The sequence below is a fragment of the Acidithiobacillus thiooxidans ATCC 19377 genome, from assembly GCF_009662475.1.
GTDB lineage: Bacteria > Pseudomonadota > Gammaproteobacteria > Acidithiobacillales > Acidithiobacillaceae > Acidithiobacillus > Acidithiobacillus thiooxidans.
In genome coordinates this window covers 2,770,573-2,784,482 of record NZ_CP045571.1, presented here as the reverse complement: position 1 = coordinate 2,784,482, position 13,910 = coordinate 2,770,573, and the positions used below count along the sequence as shown (strand labels likewise).

At 53.9% G+C, this 13,910-nt stretch carries 16 protein-coding genes; 6 read left to right on the top strand and 10 right to left on the bottom strand.

The genetic code is table 11. From position 1 onward, the window contains the following. Positions 1–35 precede the first annotated feature (35 nt). Positions 36–335 (top strand): hypothetical protein, encoded by a 300-nt coding sequence (locus GCD22_RS18250; protein ID WP_031572243.1) that lies wholly within the window; start codon positions 36–38, stop codon positions 333–335. 63 nt (positions 336–398) lie between these two features. Here GCD22_RS18250 and relB read toward each other — a convergent pair whose 3' ends face one another. From relB to GCD22_RS14610, 3 genes are all read right to left on the bottom strand, one after another. Beyond that, positions 399–587, bottom strand: a complete 189-nt coding sequence (relB, locus tag GCD22_RS14620) for a type II toxin-antitoxin system RelB family antitoxin (protein WP_081577704.1) — start codon at positions 585–587, stop codon at positions 399–401. 1 nt (position 588) lies between these two features. After that, the gene (locus GCD22_RS14615; RefSeq protein ID WP_153940443.1) at positions 589–1,674 is read right to left on the bottom strand and encodes an IS630 family transposase; all 1,086 of its coding nucleotides are present in this window, start codon (positions 1,672–1,674) and stop codon (positions 589–591) included. Between the two features lie 209 nt (positions 1,675–1,883). After that, the gene (locus GCD22_RS14610) at positions 1,884–2,468 is read right to left on the bottom strand and encodes an NINE protein (protein WP_031573203.1); all 585 of its coding nucleotides are present in this window, start codon (positions 2,466–2,468) and stop codon (positions 1,884–1,886) included. Between the two features lie 84 nt (positions 2,469–2,552). On the opposite strand from GCD22_RS14610, the gene GCD22_RS14605 reads away from it, so the two are divergent. From GCD22_RS14605 to GCD22_RS14590, 4 genes are read left to right on the top strand one after another with little or no spacing between them, the layout of a single operon-like run. Beyond that, on the top strand, positions 2,553–3,479 hold the full coding sequence (locus GCD22_RS14605; protein WP_010637323.1) for a selenium metabolism-associated LysR family transcriptional regulator: 927 nt from the start codon (positions 2,553–2,555) through the stop codon (positions 3,477–3,479). 26 nt (positions 3,480–3,505) lie between these two features. Further along, entirely contained in the window at positions 3,506–4,258 is a 753-nt protein-coding gene (locus tag GCD22_RS14600) for a type 1 glutamine amidotransferase (protein WP_031573206.1), read from the top strand. Beyond that, entirely contained in the window at positions 4,255–4,617 is a 363-nt protein-coding gene (locus GCD22_RS14595; RefSeq protein ID WP_031573209.1) for a hypothetical protein, read from the top strand. The genes GCD22_RS14600 and GCD22_RS14595 overlap by 4 nt, the downstream gene beginning before the upstream one ends. Further along, entirely contained in the window at positions 4,617–5,264 is a 648-nt protein-coding gene (locus GCD22_RS14590) for a VTT domain-containing protein (protein ID WP_024893016.1), read from the top strand. Before GCD22_RS14595 ends, GCD22_RS14590 begins: the two co-directional genes overlap by 1 nt. A gap of 40 nt (positions 5,265–5,304) precedes the next feature. On the opposite strand, the gene GCD22_RS14585 is transcribed toward GCD22_RS14590, so the two are convergent. The 7 genes from GCD22_RS14585 to GCD22_RS14555 form a co-directional block, all read right to left on the bottom strand. After that, positions 5,305–6,057 (bottom strand): gamma-glutamyl-gamma-aminobutyrate hydrolase family protein, encoded by a 753-nt coding sequence (locus tag GCD22_RS14585; protein ID WP_024893017.1) that lies wholly within the window; start codon positions 6,055–6,057, stop codon positions 5,305–5,307. Beyond that, positions 6,050–6,922 (bottom strand): N-carbamoylputrescine amidase, encoded by an 873-nt coding sequence (aguB, locus tag GCD22_RS14580; protein WP_031573213.1) that lies wholly within the window; start codon positions 6,920–6,922, stop codon positions 6,050–6,052. Before aguB ends, GCD22_RS14585 begins: the two co-directional genes overlap by 8 nt. A 114-nt stretch (positions 6,923–7,036) precedes the next feature. Continuing rightward, positions 7,037–7,348, bottom strand: coding sequence for a FeoC-like transcriptional regulator (locus GCD22_RS14575; protein WP_010637335.1), 312 nt, complete (start codon positions 7,346–7,348; stop codon positions 7,037–7,039). Further along, complete coding sequence (gene feoB / locus GCD22_RS14570) at positions 7,345–9,693, bottom strand: Fe(2+) transporter permease subunit FeoB (protein ID WP_031573215.1); 2,349 nt, start codon at positions 9,691–9,693, stop codon at positions 7,345–7,347. Before feoB ends, GCD22_RS14575 begins: the two co-directional genes overlap by 4 nt. Beyond that, positions 9,690–9,953 (bottom strand): FeoA family protein, encoded by a 264-nt coding sequence (locus tag GCD22_RS14565; RefSeq protein ID WP_031573216.1) that lies wholly within the window; start codon positions 9,951–9,953, stop codon positions 9,690–9,692. The genes feoB and GCD22_RS14565 overlap by 4 nt, the downstream gene beginning before the upstream one ends. Positions 9,954–9,980: 27 nt before the next feature. Further along, the gene (locus tag GCD22_RS14560; protein WP_031573218.1) at positions 9,981–11,231 is read right to left on the bottom strand and encodes a carbohydrate porin; all 1,251 of its coding nucleotides are present in this window, start codon (positions 11,229–11,231) and stop codon (positions 9,981–9,983) included. Between the two features lie 303 nt (positions 11,232–11,534). After that, positions 11,535–12,104: a thioredoxin fold domain-containing protein gene (locus GCD22_RS14555; protein ID WP_158006105.1), complete on the bottom strand. Its 570-nt coding sequence runs from the start codon at positions 12,102–12,104 to the stop codon at positions 11,535–11,537. A 432-nt stretch (positions 12,105–12,536) separates the two neighbouring features. On the opposite strand from GCD22_RS14555, the gene GCD22_RS14550 reads away from it, so the two are divergent. Further along, on the top strand, positions 12,537–13,706 hold the full coding sequence (locus tag GCD22_RS14550) for a C40 family peptidase (RefSeq protein WP_226831102.1): 1,170 nt from the start codon (positions 12,537–12,539) through the stop codon (positions 13,704–13,706). Positions 13,707–13,910 lie beyond the last annotated feature (204 nt).

Below are 13,910 nucleotides of genomic sequence, written 5' to 3'. Positions count from 1 at the left end.
TTTGAGCGAACCTGACTTTTCTGGTTTTTACGCACATGGCCGTTCCATTTGGTCAAGACGGTGATTTTGGACAGCGGGCACTCATAGATCGCATAAACAACGATCTGGGAAATGATCTTGGTAATTTGCTCAATCGGCTTATCGGAATGAGCTATAAATACTTCGATGGAGTCATCGTTTCCGGGCAATGCGAAAAATACTACAGTGAAGAGCTGAAACGGATTCAGACGGTGATAGGCGAACTGGAGGCTAATTATTTTGAATTGAAACAGGGGAACTCACGGCGAGCATGTACCACGTTCACGATCTCTATGCAGGTGGCCGTGACACGATGATGTAGTCTATGATGGCGGCCAGATCGGCGTCGGCCGACTCAAGCCAGAAGATGGGTAGCATCATCAGGGCGTCTTGCGCTGTCTGAGCCGTGCTAGTCGCTCGGCCATGCGCCTCTCAATCTCATCGTGCGGGATGCTCGGGCGCTGGTCAGCTATGCTAGCGGCCGTCTTGGCCTGCAGCCAAGCCGTGTAGCTGGCCTCCTGCTCGGCGGTTTCAAACTCGGAGATGATGGATGGTAAAATGGCATTCATCCTAGTGTAGTGTTGCATTCTGTTTGCTGCTTAAATGGCTGTTGGCGCGAATGACTTTTTGCAGGATGTCGCGGGCGGTTTTGGTCCAGATGAAAGGTTTGGGATGGGTGTTGTGGTGGTCGATGTACCCCTCAATGGCCTGGATGAGTTCAGGCACACTGGTGAACACCCCACGACGTAACCGCTGGGTCGTGATATCCCGAAAGAAACGCTCGACCATGTTGAGCCAGGATGCCGAAGTGGGCGTAAAGTGCATGTGAATACGCGGGTGCTTGTCGAGCCACGCCTGTACTACCGGGTGTTTATGGGTCGCATAGTTGTCGGCGATCAAATGCAGAGCCTTGTCCTTGGGCGTCTGCCGATCAATTTTCTTCAGGAACTTCAGCCATTCCACATGGGTATGGCGCTGTTGACACTGTCCGATGACCTGACCATCCAGCACGTTGAGGGCGGCAAACAAGGTCGTGGTACCATTACGTTTGTAGTCGTGGGTCATCGTTTCTGCGCGGCCCTTTTTGAGGGGAAGTCCCGGTTGGGTCCGGTCCAGGGCCTGCACCTGACTTTTTTCATCCGCGCAGAGCACCAAGGCATGCTCCGGGGGAGACATATACAACCCCACAATATCTTCCAGCTTTTCCACAAAATGCGGGTCACGTGACACCTTGAAACCACGCAGCAGATGAGGCTTGAGGCCATGCTTGCGCCAATGCCGTGACACACTGGCGGCACTGACACCCAGTTCTGCCGCCATCCTACGCGTACTCCAATGCGTCATCGCTTCCGGCTTACTCTGCGTGGTCAATTCTACCAGACGGGCCACATCCACTTTCACCGGAGGGGCGCCGCGCGGTAAATCGCGTTCAATGCCCGACAAGCGGTGTTCCAGATAACGCTTGCGCCAACGTGCGACTTGCAGGCGATCCACCCCCAGGCGCTCCGCAATTTCTTTGTTCTGCAAGCCCTCTGCCGCCAGCAATATCATCCGTGCCCGTAATGACAAGCGGACACTGCTTAATCGGGAGGCGACTATACGGGACAACTCGGACCGCTCTTCGCTGGTTAAAGTGACTGTGGGCGCAACTCGCAAGGCTCGACTCCATTCATACCCTCAACATGGAGCTATTTTATCATCATTAACCTTAAGGTTCACCAAGAATGCAACACTACACTAGGTTGCTCCTTGGTATCTATCCTCAGAGAGGGTTTAACGCCCTCATTTGGCCAACCATGCGGCCCTTAAAGGCTATATTAGGCGCTTTTCGCTCTTGCCGGAACCATCCTAACATCCAGACCCACCTAATGATCTTTGGGCTTTTCGCCTTTGGGCGCGCTGGCAATTTCCCGCAACAGTTTTTCCTGTTCCGCAAAAGACATGCGTCTTTGCCCCGGCGCGAAACCTTTTTGGGCAGGGTTTTGTGGAGCAGGATGCCCGGCCCGTTCACTTTCCTTGGTGGCCGTATAGTTTTGTAACTCACGTTGCCACTGGGCAGGTGCTTCACCTGTGTCCGTGCGCCCCTGATAACCAGCAGGCGCGGCAGGGGTCTGCCGGGCAAACCAGCTGGCCTTGCGCAACTCCTTGTTATAGGTGCTGATCCAGTGGCTGATGCGGCTGAGATCCCAAAGGGCGAATGCCAGCATCAGGACGGCCACAACAATGGCCTCCCAGAGTAACCCTAATACGGCCAGAACCACCACGGCGGCTGTCACCAGCGGAAATACCCAGGCCCAGGACTCTTCCAGATAAAAACGATGGGCGCCAAAGGGGAACAAAAACCAATATAGATAGGCCCATAGAGGTTTTTTCTGGAGTTTTTGCAAGCGAATTTGTAAACTCTGTACCCCGGCGCCTTGCAGATCGAGCTTTTCCCAAGCCTTGGGCATGGGTTATCCTCCTTAAATACTGTATTGAAGCGCTCAGATATTACCCCTAAACTCATTAAAAGTCGTGGGTGACTAAGGATTTTCATGGCAGATCGACGGTTACAGGTTTTTCACACGGTGGCAAGGATGCTCAGCTTTACCAAAGCGGCAGATACTTTGCACATGACGCAGCCTGCGGTGACTTTTCAGGTGAAGCAGCTTGAAGAGCAATTCAATACACGGTTGTTTGACCGTACCCATAATCGCATCAGCCTCACTGAAGCGGGCCTGGTGGTGTACGAATACTCGGAACGCATCATTTCCCTGTACACGGAAATGTCCAATCGGGTTGGAGAAATGACGGGAGACTTGCGTGGTCATTTGCTGATCGGAGCCAGTACCACCATTGCCGAGTATATGCTTCCCCGTCTGCTCGGTGATTTCAAAATGAAATATCCGGACGTGCAGGTACGCCTGCATGTAGGAAATACCGACAAAATTGTCCACATGATTGAAGACAACAGCATTGATTTGGGACTGGTGGAAGGTGTGGTGACCAATAAAAGTCTGGCCACGCTCAAATGTTGCATGGATTCCATGATTGTCATCGCCCAGCCTGATCATGCCCTGGGTCTCCATGAAAGCGTGTCTGCTCAAGAGTTGCTGGATTATCCTTTTGTTTCCCGCGAAGAAGGTTCCGGCACCCGGGAAGTCACCATGGAATATCTGCATCAGGCCGGCATAGATACGGATGATTTGCATATCACCATGGAATTGGGCAGCCCTGAGGCGGTCAAGGGCGCGGTAGAAGGGGGGCTCGGCGTGGCCATTGTCTCTGAGGCCACAGTGCTGAAAGAACTGGCCCTGGGGACCTTGCTGGCCCGGCCCTTGAGCCCGGCCCTGGCAAGGCCGTACTTTTTTGTGTACCAGAAACAAAAATTCCGCAGCCTGGTTATGGATGAATTTCTGGAGTTTGCCAAGGAACGTTGCAGCAAGGACATGTTGGCCATGCCGGTGCGTCGCGAGGTCTAATCAACGAGAAGTTTTGAGGAGTATGAATGAAGCATTTTGCAGTCGTGCAGCACAGTTATTCCGAATTTCTGGGAATCGTGGAAAGCCAACTGGAAAAGCGCGACATCGGTTTCAGTTATTTTCGGGTTTTTTTGAGTGGTGAATTACCGGGGAATGCCCTGACTTTTGATGCCCTGTTTTTGTTGGGTGGGCCGATGTCTCCGCTGGAAACAGAAAAATACGAATGGCTGGAGCAGGAAATCAAAACAATTGCCATGTTCCGTAAAAACCGCAGACCGGTAGTGGGTTTCGGGCTGGGGGCGCTGCTGCTGGCTAAATATGAAGGCGCTGAATTACAACTCGAACCTTACCATAACGCTTATTTTACAACGGCGCATGCCACGGAAGCGGGTAAAAACGATCCTCTGGCTCAGGCTGTGGACGGTGCCAAAGTGATGGTCTGGTCGCCGGGAACCGCCATTTTGCCGGAAGGCATCCAGCCTCTAGTAGTAGATGATGAAGGCCGCTGGATTGCTTTCCGCCCTGAAGAGGGTGCGGTAGGTCTGCTGTTTCGACCGGAAATGAAACCGGGTCTGATTGAAGACATTCTCATGGAAGAGGATCGCGAACCCCCTGAAAATGTTGGTGAGTTACTGGAACAATGCCGCAGTCTCTGGCCGGAAATGCAGAAAACCACTGACCGCGTGATTGTTGCCCTAGTTCGCGAGCTGGCGCTGATGACCGAAAAGCGTAAGCCTCCGGTATTTTCCCTGAAAGTGGATACGGGTAGTGATGTATGAATAGTCGTGAGCGTCAGTTCCTGAAAGTGATGCGCAAACTGGATGCTGCCGGGCAGGAACAGGTAGTGGCTTTTGCCGAGTTTATGCGCAGTCGCCAGAAACCTGAAGCGCCGCAGGAAAAAGTGATTGAAAAGCCCAACCTGTTGCCTGCCCGCGAAGGCGAAAGCGTAGTGGGTGCCATCAAGCGGCTGCGGGAGAGTTACAGCATGCTGGATGCCAAGGAAATGCTCAATGATACATCCAGCCTGATGTCCAGGCATGTCATGGGCGGGATAGAGGCAGAAACGGTGATCGCCGAAATGGAAATCATGTTTGAGCGCCACTATCAACGCTACTGCGGAGTTTCGGAAGACAGCTGATGTCGGATGTTCATCACTTGCTGCAGATGCTTCTGCACTTTGACCATTACCTGCTTTTGTTTTTGCAGGAGTACGGGGCTTGGGTGTATGCCCTTCTTTTTCTGATTCTGTTTGCAGAAACCGGGCTGGTCATCATGCCCATTCTTCCCGGGGATTCCATGCTTTTTGTGTGTGGCACCCTGGCCGGAGTGGGAGCCATGAGCGCACCCTGGCTACTGTTTTTGCTGGTGACAGCGGCGGTACTGGGAGATGCAGTCAATTACTGGGTGGGCAAGCGCTGGGGTGTGCATCTGTTTGGCGGTAAGCTGTTGAACATCCGCCATCTGGAAACCACCCAGCGTTTTTATGCCCGGCATGGCGGAAAAACAGTAGTCATCGCCAGGCTGCTGCCCATTATCCGCACCTTTGCACCCTTTGTCGCCGGTATTGCCGCCATGCCTTATCGGCGTTTTGTCATCTTTAATCTGACCGGGGCATTTCTCTGGGTGGGCGGACTGCTCGGTGCTGGCTATTTTCTGGGTAGCTTCCCCTGGGTGAAAACCCATCTGAACCTGGTTTTGATCGCCATCATTGTGATTTCCCTGTTGCCAGCGGGTTTTGCCTGGTTACAACAGCGTCTGCAGCCCGCCGGTAATCCTGCACCCTGAATCTGTGTAGAGTTCGGCTGAAGCCTGCAAGATTAACCGTTCAGCTCTTGTTTTCCTGTCGTTCGATGGTCCGCACAATGCGGCGCTCGGCACGTTTCACCAGCCAGTTGAAAAGCGCCTGCTGATGGGGATCACCAGCGGCAGTATGTTCCGGGTGCCACTGTACGGCGAAAATATCCGGGTTGTCGGGCATGTCCACGGCCTCAATCACGCCATCTTCGGCGATGGCGTTGATACGCAGGGACGGGGCCATGTTGGCAATAGCCTGATGATGCCAGGAAGAAATTTCCAGGGTTTCCCGACGAACAATGCTGCCCAAAAGGGTATCCGGCAGGACAATGACTTCATGCATGATGGGATCCCCGTCATTGTTGCGATGACAGATGCGGGTACCAATATTTTTGGGTAAATCCTGCAGGAGGTCACCCCCCAGCGCGACATTGATGATTTGCAGGCCGCGACAAATACCCAATACCGGAATGCGGCGGGCGATGGCTTCCCGTGCCAGGGCAATTTCTGCTGCATCGCGATCTGGATGCACCATGTACACACTTTCATCACAGGTAGCGCGATAAAACTCCGGGGAAATATCTCCACCACCCGTCAGCACCAGGGCATCGCAGCGCGACAAAATAATCCGGGCTTCCGGACATTGGGGTGGAAACAAAACCGGCAGACCTCCCGCCTGGCATACGGCTGCGGCGTACTGGGGCGCAAGGGAAAAAGGTTCGCCGTTCCGCTCATAAGCGCTGAGGGCGATGACCGGGGGTTCCGGAGGTAAAATCTCATCCATCGGAAGGGTTTCCATCCAGGCTGAGGATGGGCGCGTACAACTCCGGGCGGCGATCCCGGAATAATCCCCACTCGGCCCGTTGTGCCGCCAGTTTGGATAAATCCAGATCAGCATAGAGGATGCATTCCTCCTGGTCAGCCTGGGCGAGCAGGGCCCCGGTCGGATCACTGATAAAAGAGCCGCCATAAAAGGTGATGCTGCTTTCCGCGCCTATTTCGTGGCCGATCCGATTCGCCGCTACGAGCGGGACCAGATTGGCAGCGGCATGTCCCTGCATCACCCGGGTCCAGTGCCCACGACTATTGATTTCCGGGGCACGGGGTTCGGAACCGATGGCGGTGGGATAAAACAGGATTTCCGCCCCTTGCAGTGCCATCACCCGGGCGGCTTCGGGAAACCATTGGTCCCAGCAGATGGCGACGCCAATTCGGCCATATTGGGTGTCGAAAATTTTGAAGCCGGTGTCGCCGGGACTGAAGTAAAATTTTTCCTGATAGCCGGGACCATCGGGGATATGGGCTTTACGGTACAGCCCCAGATCCTTTCCGTCGGCATCAAAAACCACCACACTATTAAAAAAGGCGTTGTTGGCGCGCTCAAAAAAACTCACGGGCAGGACCAGATGCCGGTCTTTCGCCAGCTTTTGCAGGGCGAGTAATGCGGGATGGGAGCTGCGCGGCTGAGCCAGTGCCAAAAAATCCGGGTTCTGATCCTTGCAAAAGTAGGGTGTGCTGAATAACTCCTGGAGGAGGATGATGTTCGCTCCAGCATCTGCAGCACAATGTACCTGCTGCAGTGCCTTGTCGATGTTTTCCGCTTCGTTGTCGCCGACTGCCATCTGAATGGCAGCTACTTTTACCTGCATGATGCACCTCTGTCCGCAAACTTCTGGCCGATTCTCCAAATTGGAGTATAGAGGAGCCACCGGGAGGGGCAAGAGGGCCTGATGATCCGAGCAGTTTTCGGGATTTGGCTGAACTCAGGGATGTTGTGGCGGGTGAAAAGTCATGACGCTACCCGCAGAAACTTCGGACGGGTCCCGCCAACGCCAGGCTTGCAGTGCCGCATTTTGTGCTGGGCTGGCGCAACTGCTGCAACTTCCAGACTGGCACGAACTCCCACAGCTTTTAGCTGAAGAGAGTGAAACAGCCTCGACGCGCCCCCGGCTTTGCCAGTAAAGCAGCATATCTTCTACCGTGCTTTTGGGCAGGTTCAAAATTACGGCAATCTGGCTGCTGGTCAGCAGAGTGTGATCACGCAGGCTGTCGCGCACGGCAAACAATGTGCTCATACCGCAGCCTGCTTTTTGAGGCTGGCTGCGGGACTCGCTTCCTGGCGTCGCCCATAAATGCGCAGGGCAATGATCAGCAGTCCGAAGCTCGTCAGAATCCCGGCTATCCAGGCCAGTGATGCAGCAGGGTGGGCGACGAAAGTTCCTGCCTGAAAAATGAGCGTACTGGTACCCCAAGCGAGACCGGTGCCGTAAAGCAGGGAAAACCCCATCCATCCCCAACCGACTTCCCGGCGCAGGGCTCCCATGGTGCTGGCGCAGGGTACATAGAGCAATACAAACACCAGGTAAGCAAAAGCCGAGAGCGGCGTAAAGCCTGCGGCAATGGCTTGCAGGGTGGCGCTTTCTGCGCCGGAGGCCTGCTCCGTTTCAGTGGTGGAAGTCATGGCACTCAAGCCCAGAGGATCGTCCAGTGTGCGTATAAAGGTCAGGGCATTAGCCGGAATGGTCATTAGCGCATCCCGCAGTTGGCCGATAATGTCGGGCTGCCGGTAATCCGCCATCAAATCCGCCGCATTTTGGCGTTGATAAATACCATTGAGGGTGCCGATGACGATTTCCTTGGCTGCCGCACCGGCAATGAGGCCGGATACGGCGGGCCAGTTGTCAGTCTTGATGCCCATGGGTGCGAATATCGGAACCAATGCCTGACTGCCTTGGGCCAGCAGGGAGTGATCAATGTCCGTGCTGCGCAGTCCCTGACTGGTCCAGCCGATGCCGGGCAGGATGAAGAGCACCAGACCGATGACGGCGATGACCTTGCCGACCCGGAAAATAAAGACCTTCAGGCGCTGCCAGCTTTGCAGGACGACGCTGCGGAAACTGGGCAGGCGGTAGGGCGGCAGTTCCATGACAAAAGGCATGGCTTCACCGCGCAGGGCCGTTTTCCCCAGCAACCAGGCCGTGAGCAGCGCGACCACTATGCCCAGAACATATAAGGCAAATACGACCTGACCACCATTGCTGCGGAAAAATACGACCGCAAAAGCCATGTAGATGGTGAGACGCGCCGAGCAGGACATGAAGGGTTGCATCAACACGGTCAAAATGCGTCCACGCGGATCCTCGATAATACGCGCACCCATAATGGCCGGAACATTGCAGCCAAAACCAATGACCATGGGCACCAGCGCGTTGCCGGGTAAGCCCATGCGTCGCATCAGGCGATCCATGGCATAGGCGGCACGCGCCATATAGCCGGAGTCATCCAGAAATGCCAGAAAGAGAAAAGTAAGGCCAATGGGGGGGATAAAGGAAATCACCAGATTGAGACCGCCGCCAACCCCGCCGGCAATCACTGAAATCAGCCAGTCCGGTAAACCCGTCAGCAACAGGAGATGCCCGGTTCCATGGATGAGCAGAGCCGCAGAAGCCTGATCAAAAAAATCCAGGAAAATATTGCCGCCACTGAAACTTACGACAAACACCAGATAAAGAACCAGCAAAAATATCGGTACACCCAGCCATTCATTGAGCACAATGCGATCCAGATGGTGATTGATTTTTTCACGCAGACCCTTCTTCCCGTGGTCTTGCAGGGCAATACCCGCCATGTCGTGAGCCCAGGAAAAACGCCGGTCCATGACCAGGTCAGCGGGATCCTCATCACTGATCAACTCAATATGCCGGCGCAAGTCTTTCAGGATTTTCGCGTTCTGCTCTGAAGAGGGTTGCGCAGAGCCATCCAGCAGACGCAGAGCGTCCACCCTGGTTCTGGCCGTATTTGGTCCGCTTATTGCTGTCCCCAGTGTTTGCAGTGCTTCTTCCACAGGGACCGGATAAACGATTGGATGACCCTGCGGCTTTTTTTGCAAGGCTTCAATCATCCTCTGGAGTAAATAGTCTCGACCTTTGTTTTTTCGCGCTACCATAGGCACTACGGGAATTCCCAAAGCATTTTCCAGCTCAGCACAATGTAACTTCCAGCCTCTGGCTTCTGCCTCGTCCGTCATATTCATGATGAGCAGCATGGGGTGGCCGGTTTCCAGCAATTCGGCGGTCAAGGCGAGATGGCGTTCCAGATTGGAAGCATCAACAATGTTGACAATCAGGTCTACCGGGGTATCCAGCAGAAAATCCCGGGCGACCCGTTGATCCTCTCCGCCACCACCCATCAGGCTGTAAACGCCGGGAAGATCGATAACCGAAACTTTCTTCTTGGCAAGCTGCAGGCTGCCGCTGCGTTTTTCTACCGTGACCCCCGGCCAGTTGCCGACCTGCTGGTGAGCGCCGGTGAGCAGGTTGAACACCGTGGTCTTGCCACAGTTGGGATTACCCGCAAGAACAATGCTTTGTTCGGACAGGACTGGGGCTGCTCTTCCCTGATTTTCATGACAGGCGCTCATGCGGATAGCTCCGTAACCCATATTTTCTGAACCATGCTGTTGCCGATGGCAAAACGCGCCCCGTTGATTTGAATGACTACCCCACGTTTGTTGGGGCCGTGGACAATATGCAGTGCGACGCCCGGACGAATACCCAGCATTTGCAGACGTTGCTGCATGGTCCGATCACCAGCAATTCGGTCAATGCGCGCGGAGGCAGCGCCGGGTAACTGATCGAGGCTGCGTGAAGGATTTTCAGAAGTAAGATTGTGCATGTTCATGGATGAATAGGCTTCCTGATTCAACATTCAAAAAAATTCGAGGTGCAGACGCAAAATACCGACCAGAGCATCCGGGTAATAACCGGAAGGATGCTGGATGTATTGCAAATCCGGCTGAATATTGATGTGCTCCGTTACTTTTGCCAGATAAGTGAGTTCATAGCTGGTTTCAGCGGGATGGATGCTGGCTGGTTCCACATCCAGTCCCGCAGCGACGGCCTCAGGGCGTAACCAGGCTCTGGCCATACCAATGGAAATGCTGTCGTCCGGGCGGTCTGCAAAGGGATGCCCGAGCCGCAAGCCCACGCCCAGGTACCAGGGGACGGGATTGAAGTTTTGCGGCGCTGCCCCGGCCTGCACAAATGCGCCGAGCTGGCGTTCACCCGGCAGTGTCCAGTTTCCTTCGACGATGCCATAGGCACCGGCGGTGCTGGGTGATAAGCCATAAAGTTCGGGGTTGGCCTGCTGGTAGTGCCAGGCACCGATTTTTAATTCATATTGGCCATATTCATCGGTATTGTCCTCCATGTCTTCGTCGGCTTTGTGACCCCAGTGCAGAGCGCCTTCCCACAGGGCCATGTAGCCTCGTTCAAAAGCAGAAGTCTGATGCTGTGGGTCACCCTGAAAAATTGCTAATTTGTTACTCACATTTTGCGTGTGTGTGCTGACCAGCAGGCCGAGGCCGGAATAGGGATAGGTGGCAGTGCCGGGGACGTTGACCGTGATGGTGGGCGATATGCCAAAAGAGCTGTTGATCAATTGCAGGGCATTGGCGGCAACATCAAAATAATAGTTGACGTCCATATAACCTACCCGGGTGTTGAGCCAGTCATTCCAGCGTTGCCGATAGGCGGCATCGTAAAAACGGACGGCATTGGGCGCCCAGATATTACTGGCAGTCTGAATATCACCACTATAGTTTTGCTGAATGCCACTACTGTAAATGCCCATCAGGGAGAGGGTGAATTTGCCTCCCTTCCAGAGCCCGGCTTTGTCGGTGTCATATTCAGCCCCGATTTGTCCGACAATATTGCCTTCACTGCCTTGCTTGATTCCTCCCGAAAAATTGGAAAAAATCTCGCTGTCCAGATGTCCCGCCCAGGATAGCCCGTTGCCGATGTGGGAGTAAGCAGGTAAGTACTTTGCAGAAAGTCCGGGGGTGTTGGGTATGGAGGATTCCGGGTTGCTGTCAGCAGCATCAGCGTAACCGATTACTGGACAGCCCAGAAAAGACGCCGCACAAAGTGCAGTCGCCAAGGAAAAAGACAGGCGAGACATTGCAGATACGCTCCGTTATTAGAATATTAACGATAATGATTCTTAATATTATAGAGGCTGTTGGCAATGTCAATATTTTTGGATTATTTTTTTGCGGGAAGCTGGAGCCGATGCCGGGCCGGGAAGCTTTTTGCTCCAACGCCCCTTGCCTGTTGTTCTAAGGCTCATCCTGCTGTCAGGAGAGAACTCGCCCTTTGGGCTCAGACAGCTCTCCTGACGGGCGCAGGATTTCACCAAGAACAACAACGGCGCGGGCCAAAGTCGCTGCAAAGCTTCCCAGTCCGGCATCGGCTCCAAATTTGGCTAGTGAAGTCCCTTTAGGGTCTGGGCGAGATTTTTAGCATCCAGAACCTGCCAGACAATTTGTGGCTGATTGTGGCTATCCATGTAAAGCATGGTAGGGACAGTTTTCTGGCCGGTGGCTTCGAGTATGCTCAGGTTGTTTTTCAGTGCTTTTTCAGTTGCCGTACTGGGCAGAATTTCCCGGATGGCACCATCATGACCTTTTTCCGTAAACCCTTTTTCATTTTCCCATAGGGCCTTCAGTGGGTTTTTCGCCTCCAGAATCGCGGCAGCTTTGCCGGTACTGGAAGGTTCCAGAAAGCCCACGGGAACATAGCGTATGCTGAGTTGATCGGGTTTGATCAGAGATTGCAGTTCCTGGATGAGAAGATGGCAATAGGGGCAGTTCGGATCAAATATCAGATAAATGATGTGTGGCCCCGAACCTTGGACGAACCAGCGGGCATGATTGAGTCGCTGCCAGATCTGTGCAGAGCTGGCCACTGTGCGCTTTGGGGCAAAACTGGCTGCCATCTGGCCCAGCGTCGAGGCTTGGCCAGACGGGCTGAAGCCGCTTGTCATGAGGGTCATGGAAAACGCTAAGCCTATAGAATAAAGCCAACTTTTTTTGCTCATTAAGACAGAAGAGAACATGCATGCGCTCCTTGATTTTTGCTATCTCCTTGTATTAAAGCAATACTCAGGCCAGTTTTAAGTATTTTTCGGAAATCAGGAAAAAAATTGCTTTTCAGACCTTGCCTGTCCCGGCAATTCCACCTATATTCCCAAATACGGACTATGGAGCATCGATTTTACTAATGGCTAATATTCGAATTGATTCGGGAGAAGACTGTCTGGTTATTTGGGGCTTGGCGCCCCAAGCTGCCGGCAGTTTTGATTCGGTGTCGGCCCGCGTGTTCCGTAGTCCGGGTAATTCTCATCGAGCCGAACCAACGTTCGGCTTTTTTGTTGGGTTCAGGGGGTAGCCTCGAAGTTTCTCTTTCAACTTTATGAGAAATGGCAATGTCTCTGCATAATCAGCCCTTGGGCAGATTACGCAGCGGCGATTCCCAGGTGATTCTGGAGATAAGAATGAAGAAGAAGCATCGCTGGCAGATTGCTTTAGCGGTATGTTTGTGTACAGGAGGTGTTGCTGTGGCTCAGGCCGCGCCACATCATGTTAAGACGGCAGCTCATCGAGTGGATGCGCATCGGTATCATCGGGAGACCTCTCCCAGGCATCTCTATTCGAGACGTTATCATGCCGTCAAATCGGTCCGAAAAGTTTCGCATAGGCATAAGGCTTTACCAGTCGAAGCAGCCGATTATACGGCTTTGACGCCAACGGCCCTGCAGTTGATGCATCTTTCCCCGGTGGAATTTGCGGGAGTAGGTGCAGCACCTCAGCCGGTAACAAATTACCAATTTCCTGTTCATTCGTTTCCGGATGCCCCTGACAATTCGGTCACCAGCCCCGACTTTGTGGATCAATCCCTGGTGCTGGTGAAAACCGGTCTCGCAGCCAGCACGATGACTACAGATTCTCCGGCCAAGCCAGCGGCAGCCCCGGTGGATGCAGTGGTCGCCACTTCCGCGCCGGAACAGTCACATCTGCGCATTGCCCTGGAAATGTTCGCCAGTCAGGCCTATCACTGGGCCCGTCATCCGCTGCAGGCTTTAGAGTCCAGCGGCGACGCCGCCAGCGGGCCTCAGGCTGCTGCTGAATTGGCAGACGATATGGCCCAACAACAGGCGGATCAAACTAATACCGGGAGCAATGCTTCGTCGTCCTCGGGCGATTCCTGGCTTTCGCCCCGGGCCATGGTGGTTTCGGCCTTGAAGTTTATTGGTGCCCCCTATCGCTGGGGCGGGATGAGTCCGGCTTCAGGTTTTGATTGCAGTGGCTTCGTGAAATACATACTGGCCAAATTTGACATTCAGGTGCCGCGCACTTCTTATGCCCAGGCTGCGGAGTTGCACAAGGTGTCCCGGGAAAACCTCAAGCCCGGAGATCTGGTGTTTTTTGATACCATGCATCGGGCTTATTCTCACGTAGGTATATACATCGGTCACCAGCGTTTCGTCAGCGCCCAGACACCCAGCACTGGTGTCCAGATTGGCAGCCTGAATGATCCTTATTGGGCAGCGCATTATGACGGCGCGCGCAGCTTGCCGGTAGCCAACTCTTATTAAGTTTGCTTTACCGACAGAGCATTGCACAAAAAACCCGCAGACTTGAAGCTGCGGGTTGTGCTTCTTTGATGTTTGGCTTTACGGTTCATCGTAAAGGCGGCCGTGGGCCGGGAAGCTTTTTGCTCCAACGTCCCTTGCCTGTTGTTCTAAGGCTCATCCTGCTGTCAGGAGAGAACTCGCCCTTTGGGCTCAAGCAGCTCTCCT

What these genes read in the sequence shown, in the direction of transcription:
- GCD22_RS14575 (WP_010637335.1), bottom strand. Translation starts at nt 7,348, where the DNA reads ATGAGCACATTGTTTGCCGTGCGCGACAGCCTGCGTGATCACACTCTG.
- GCD22_RS14555 (WP_158006105.1), bottom strand. Translation starts at nt 12,104, where the DNA reads ATGACCCTCATGACAAGCGGCTTCAGCCCGTCTGGCCAAGCCTCGACG.
- GCD22_RS14595 (WP_031573209.1), top strand. Translation starts at nt 4,255, where the DNA reads ATGAATAGTCGTGAGCGTCAGTTCCTGAAAGTGATGCGCAAACTGGAT.
- GCD22_RS14585 (WP_024893017.1), bottom strand. Translation starts at nt 6,057, where the DNA reads ATGGATGAGATTTTACCTCCGGAACCCCCGGTCATCGCCCTCAGCGCT.
- GCD22_RS18250 (WP_031572243.1), top strand. Translation starts at nt 36, where the DNA reads ATGGCCGTTCCATTTGGTCAAGACGGTGATTTTGGACAGCGGGCACTC.
- GCD22_RS14605 (WP_010637323.1), top strand. Translation starts at nt 2,553, where the DNA reads ATGGCAGATCGACGGTTACAGGTTTTTCACACGGTGGCAAGGATGCTC.
- GCD22_RS14550 (WP_226831102.1), top strand. Translation starts at nt 12,537, where the DNA reads ATGTCTCTGCATAATCAGCCCTTGGGCAGATTACGCAGCGGCGATTCC.
- feoB (WP_031573215.1), bottom strand. Translation starts at nt 9,693, where the DNA reads ATGAGCGCCTGTCATGAAAATCAGGGAAGAGCAGCCCCAGTCCTGTCC.
- GCD22_RS14610 (WP_031573203.1), bottom strand. Translation starts at nt 2,468, where the DNA reads ATGCCCAAGGCTTGGGAAAAGCTCGATCTGCAAGGCGCCGGGGTACAG.
- GCD22_RS14600 (WP_031573206.1), top strand. Translation starts at nt 3,506, where the DNA reads ATGAAGCATTTTGCAGTCGTGCAGCACAGTTATTCCGAATTTCTGGGA.
- aguB (WP_031573213.1), bottom strand. Translation starts at nt 6,922, where the DNA reads ATGCAGGTAAAAGTAGCTGCCATTCAGATGGCAGTCGGCGACAACGAA.
- GCD22_RS14565 (WP_031573216.1), bottom strand. Translation starts at nt 9,953, where the DNA reads ATGAACATGCACAATCTTACTTCTGAAAATCCTTCACGCAGCCTCGAT.
- relB (WP_081577704.1), bottom strand. Translation starts at nt 587, where the DNA reads ATGAATGCCATTTTACCATCCATCATCTCCGAGTTTGAAACCGCCGAG.
- GCD22_RS14590 (WP_024893016.1), top strand. Translation starts at nt 4,617, where the DNA reads ATGTCGGATGTTCATCACTTGCTGCAGATGCTTCTGCACTTTGACCAT.
- GCD22_RS14560 (WP_031573218.1), bottom strand. Translation starts at nt 11,231, where the DNA reads ATGTCTCGCCTGTCTTTTTCCTTGGCGACTGCACTTTGTGCGGCGTCT.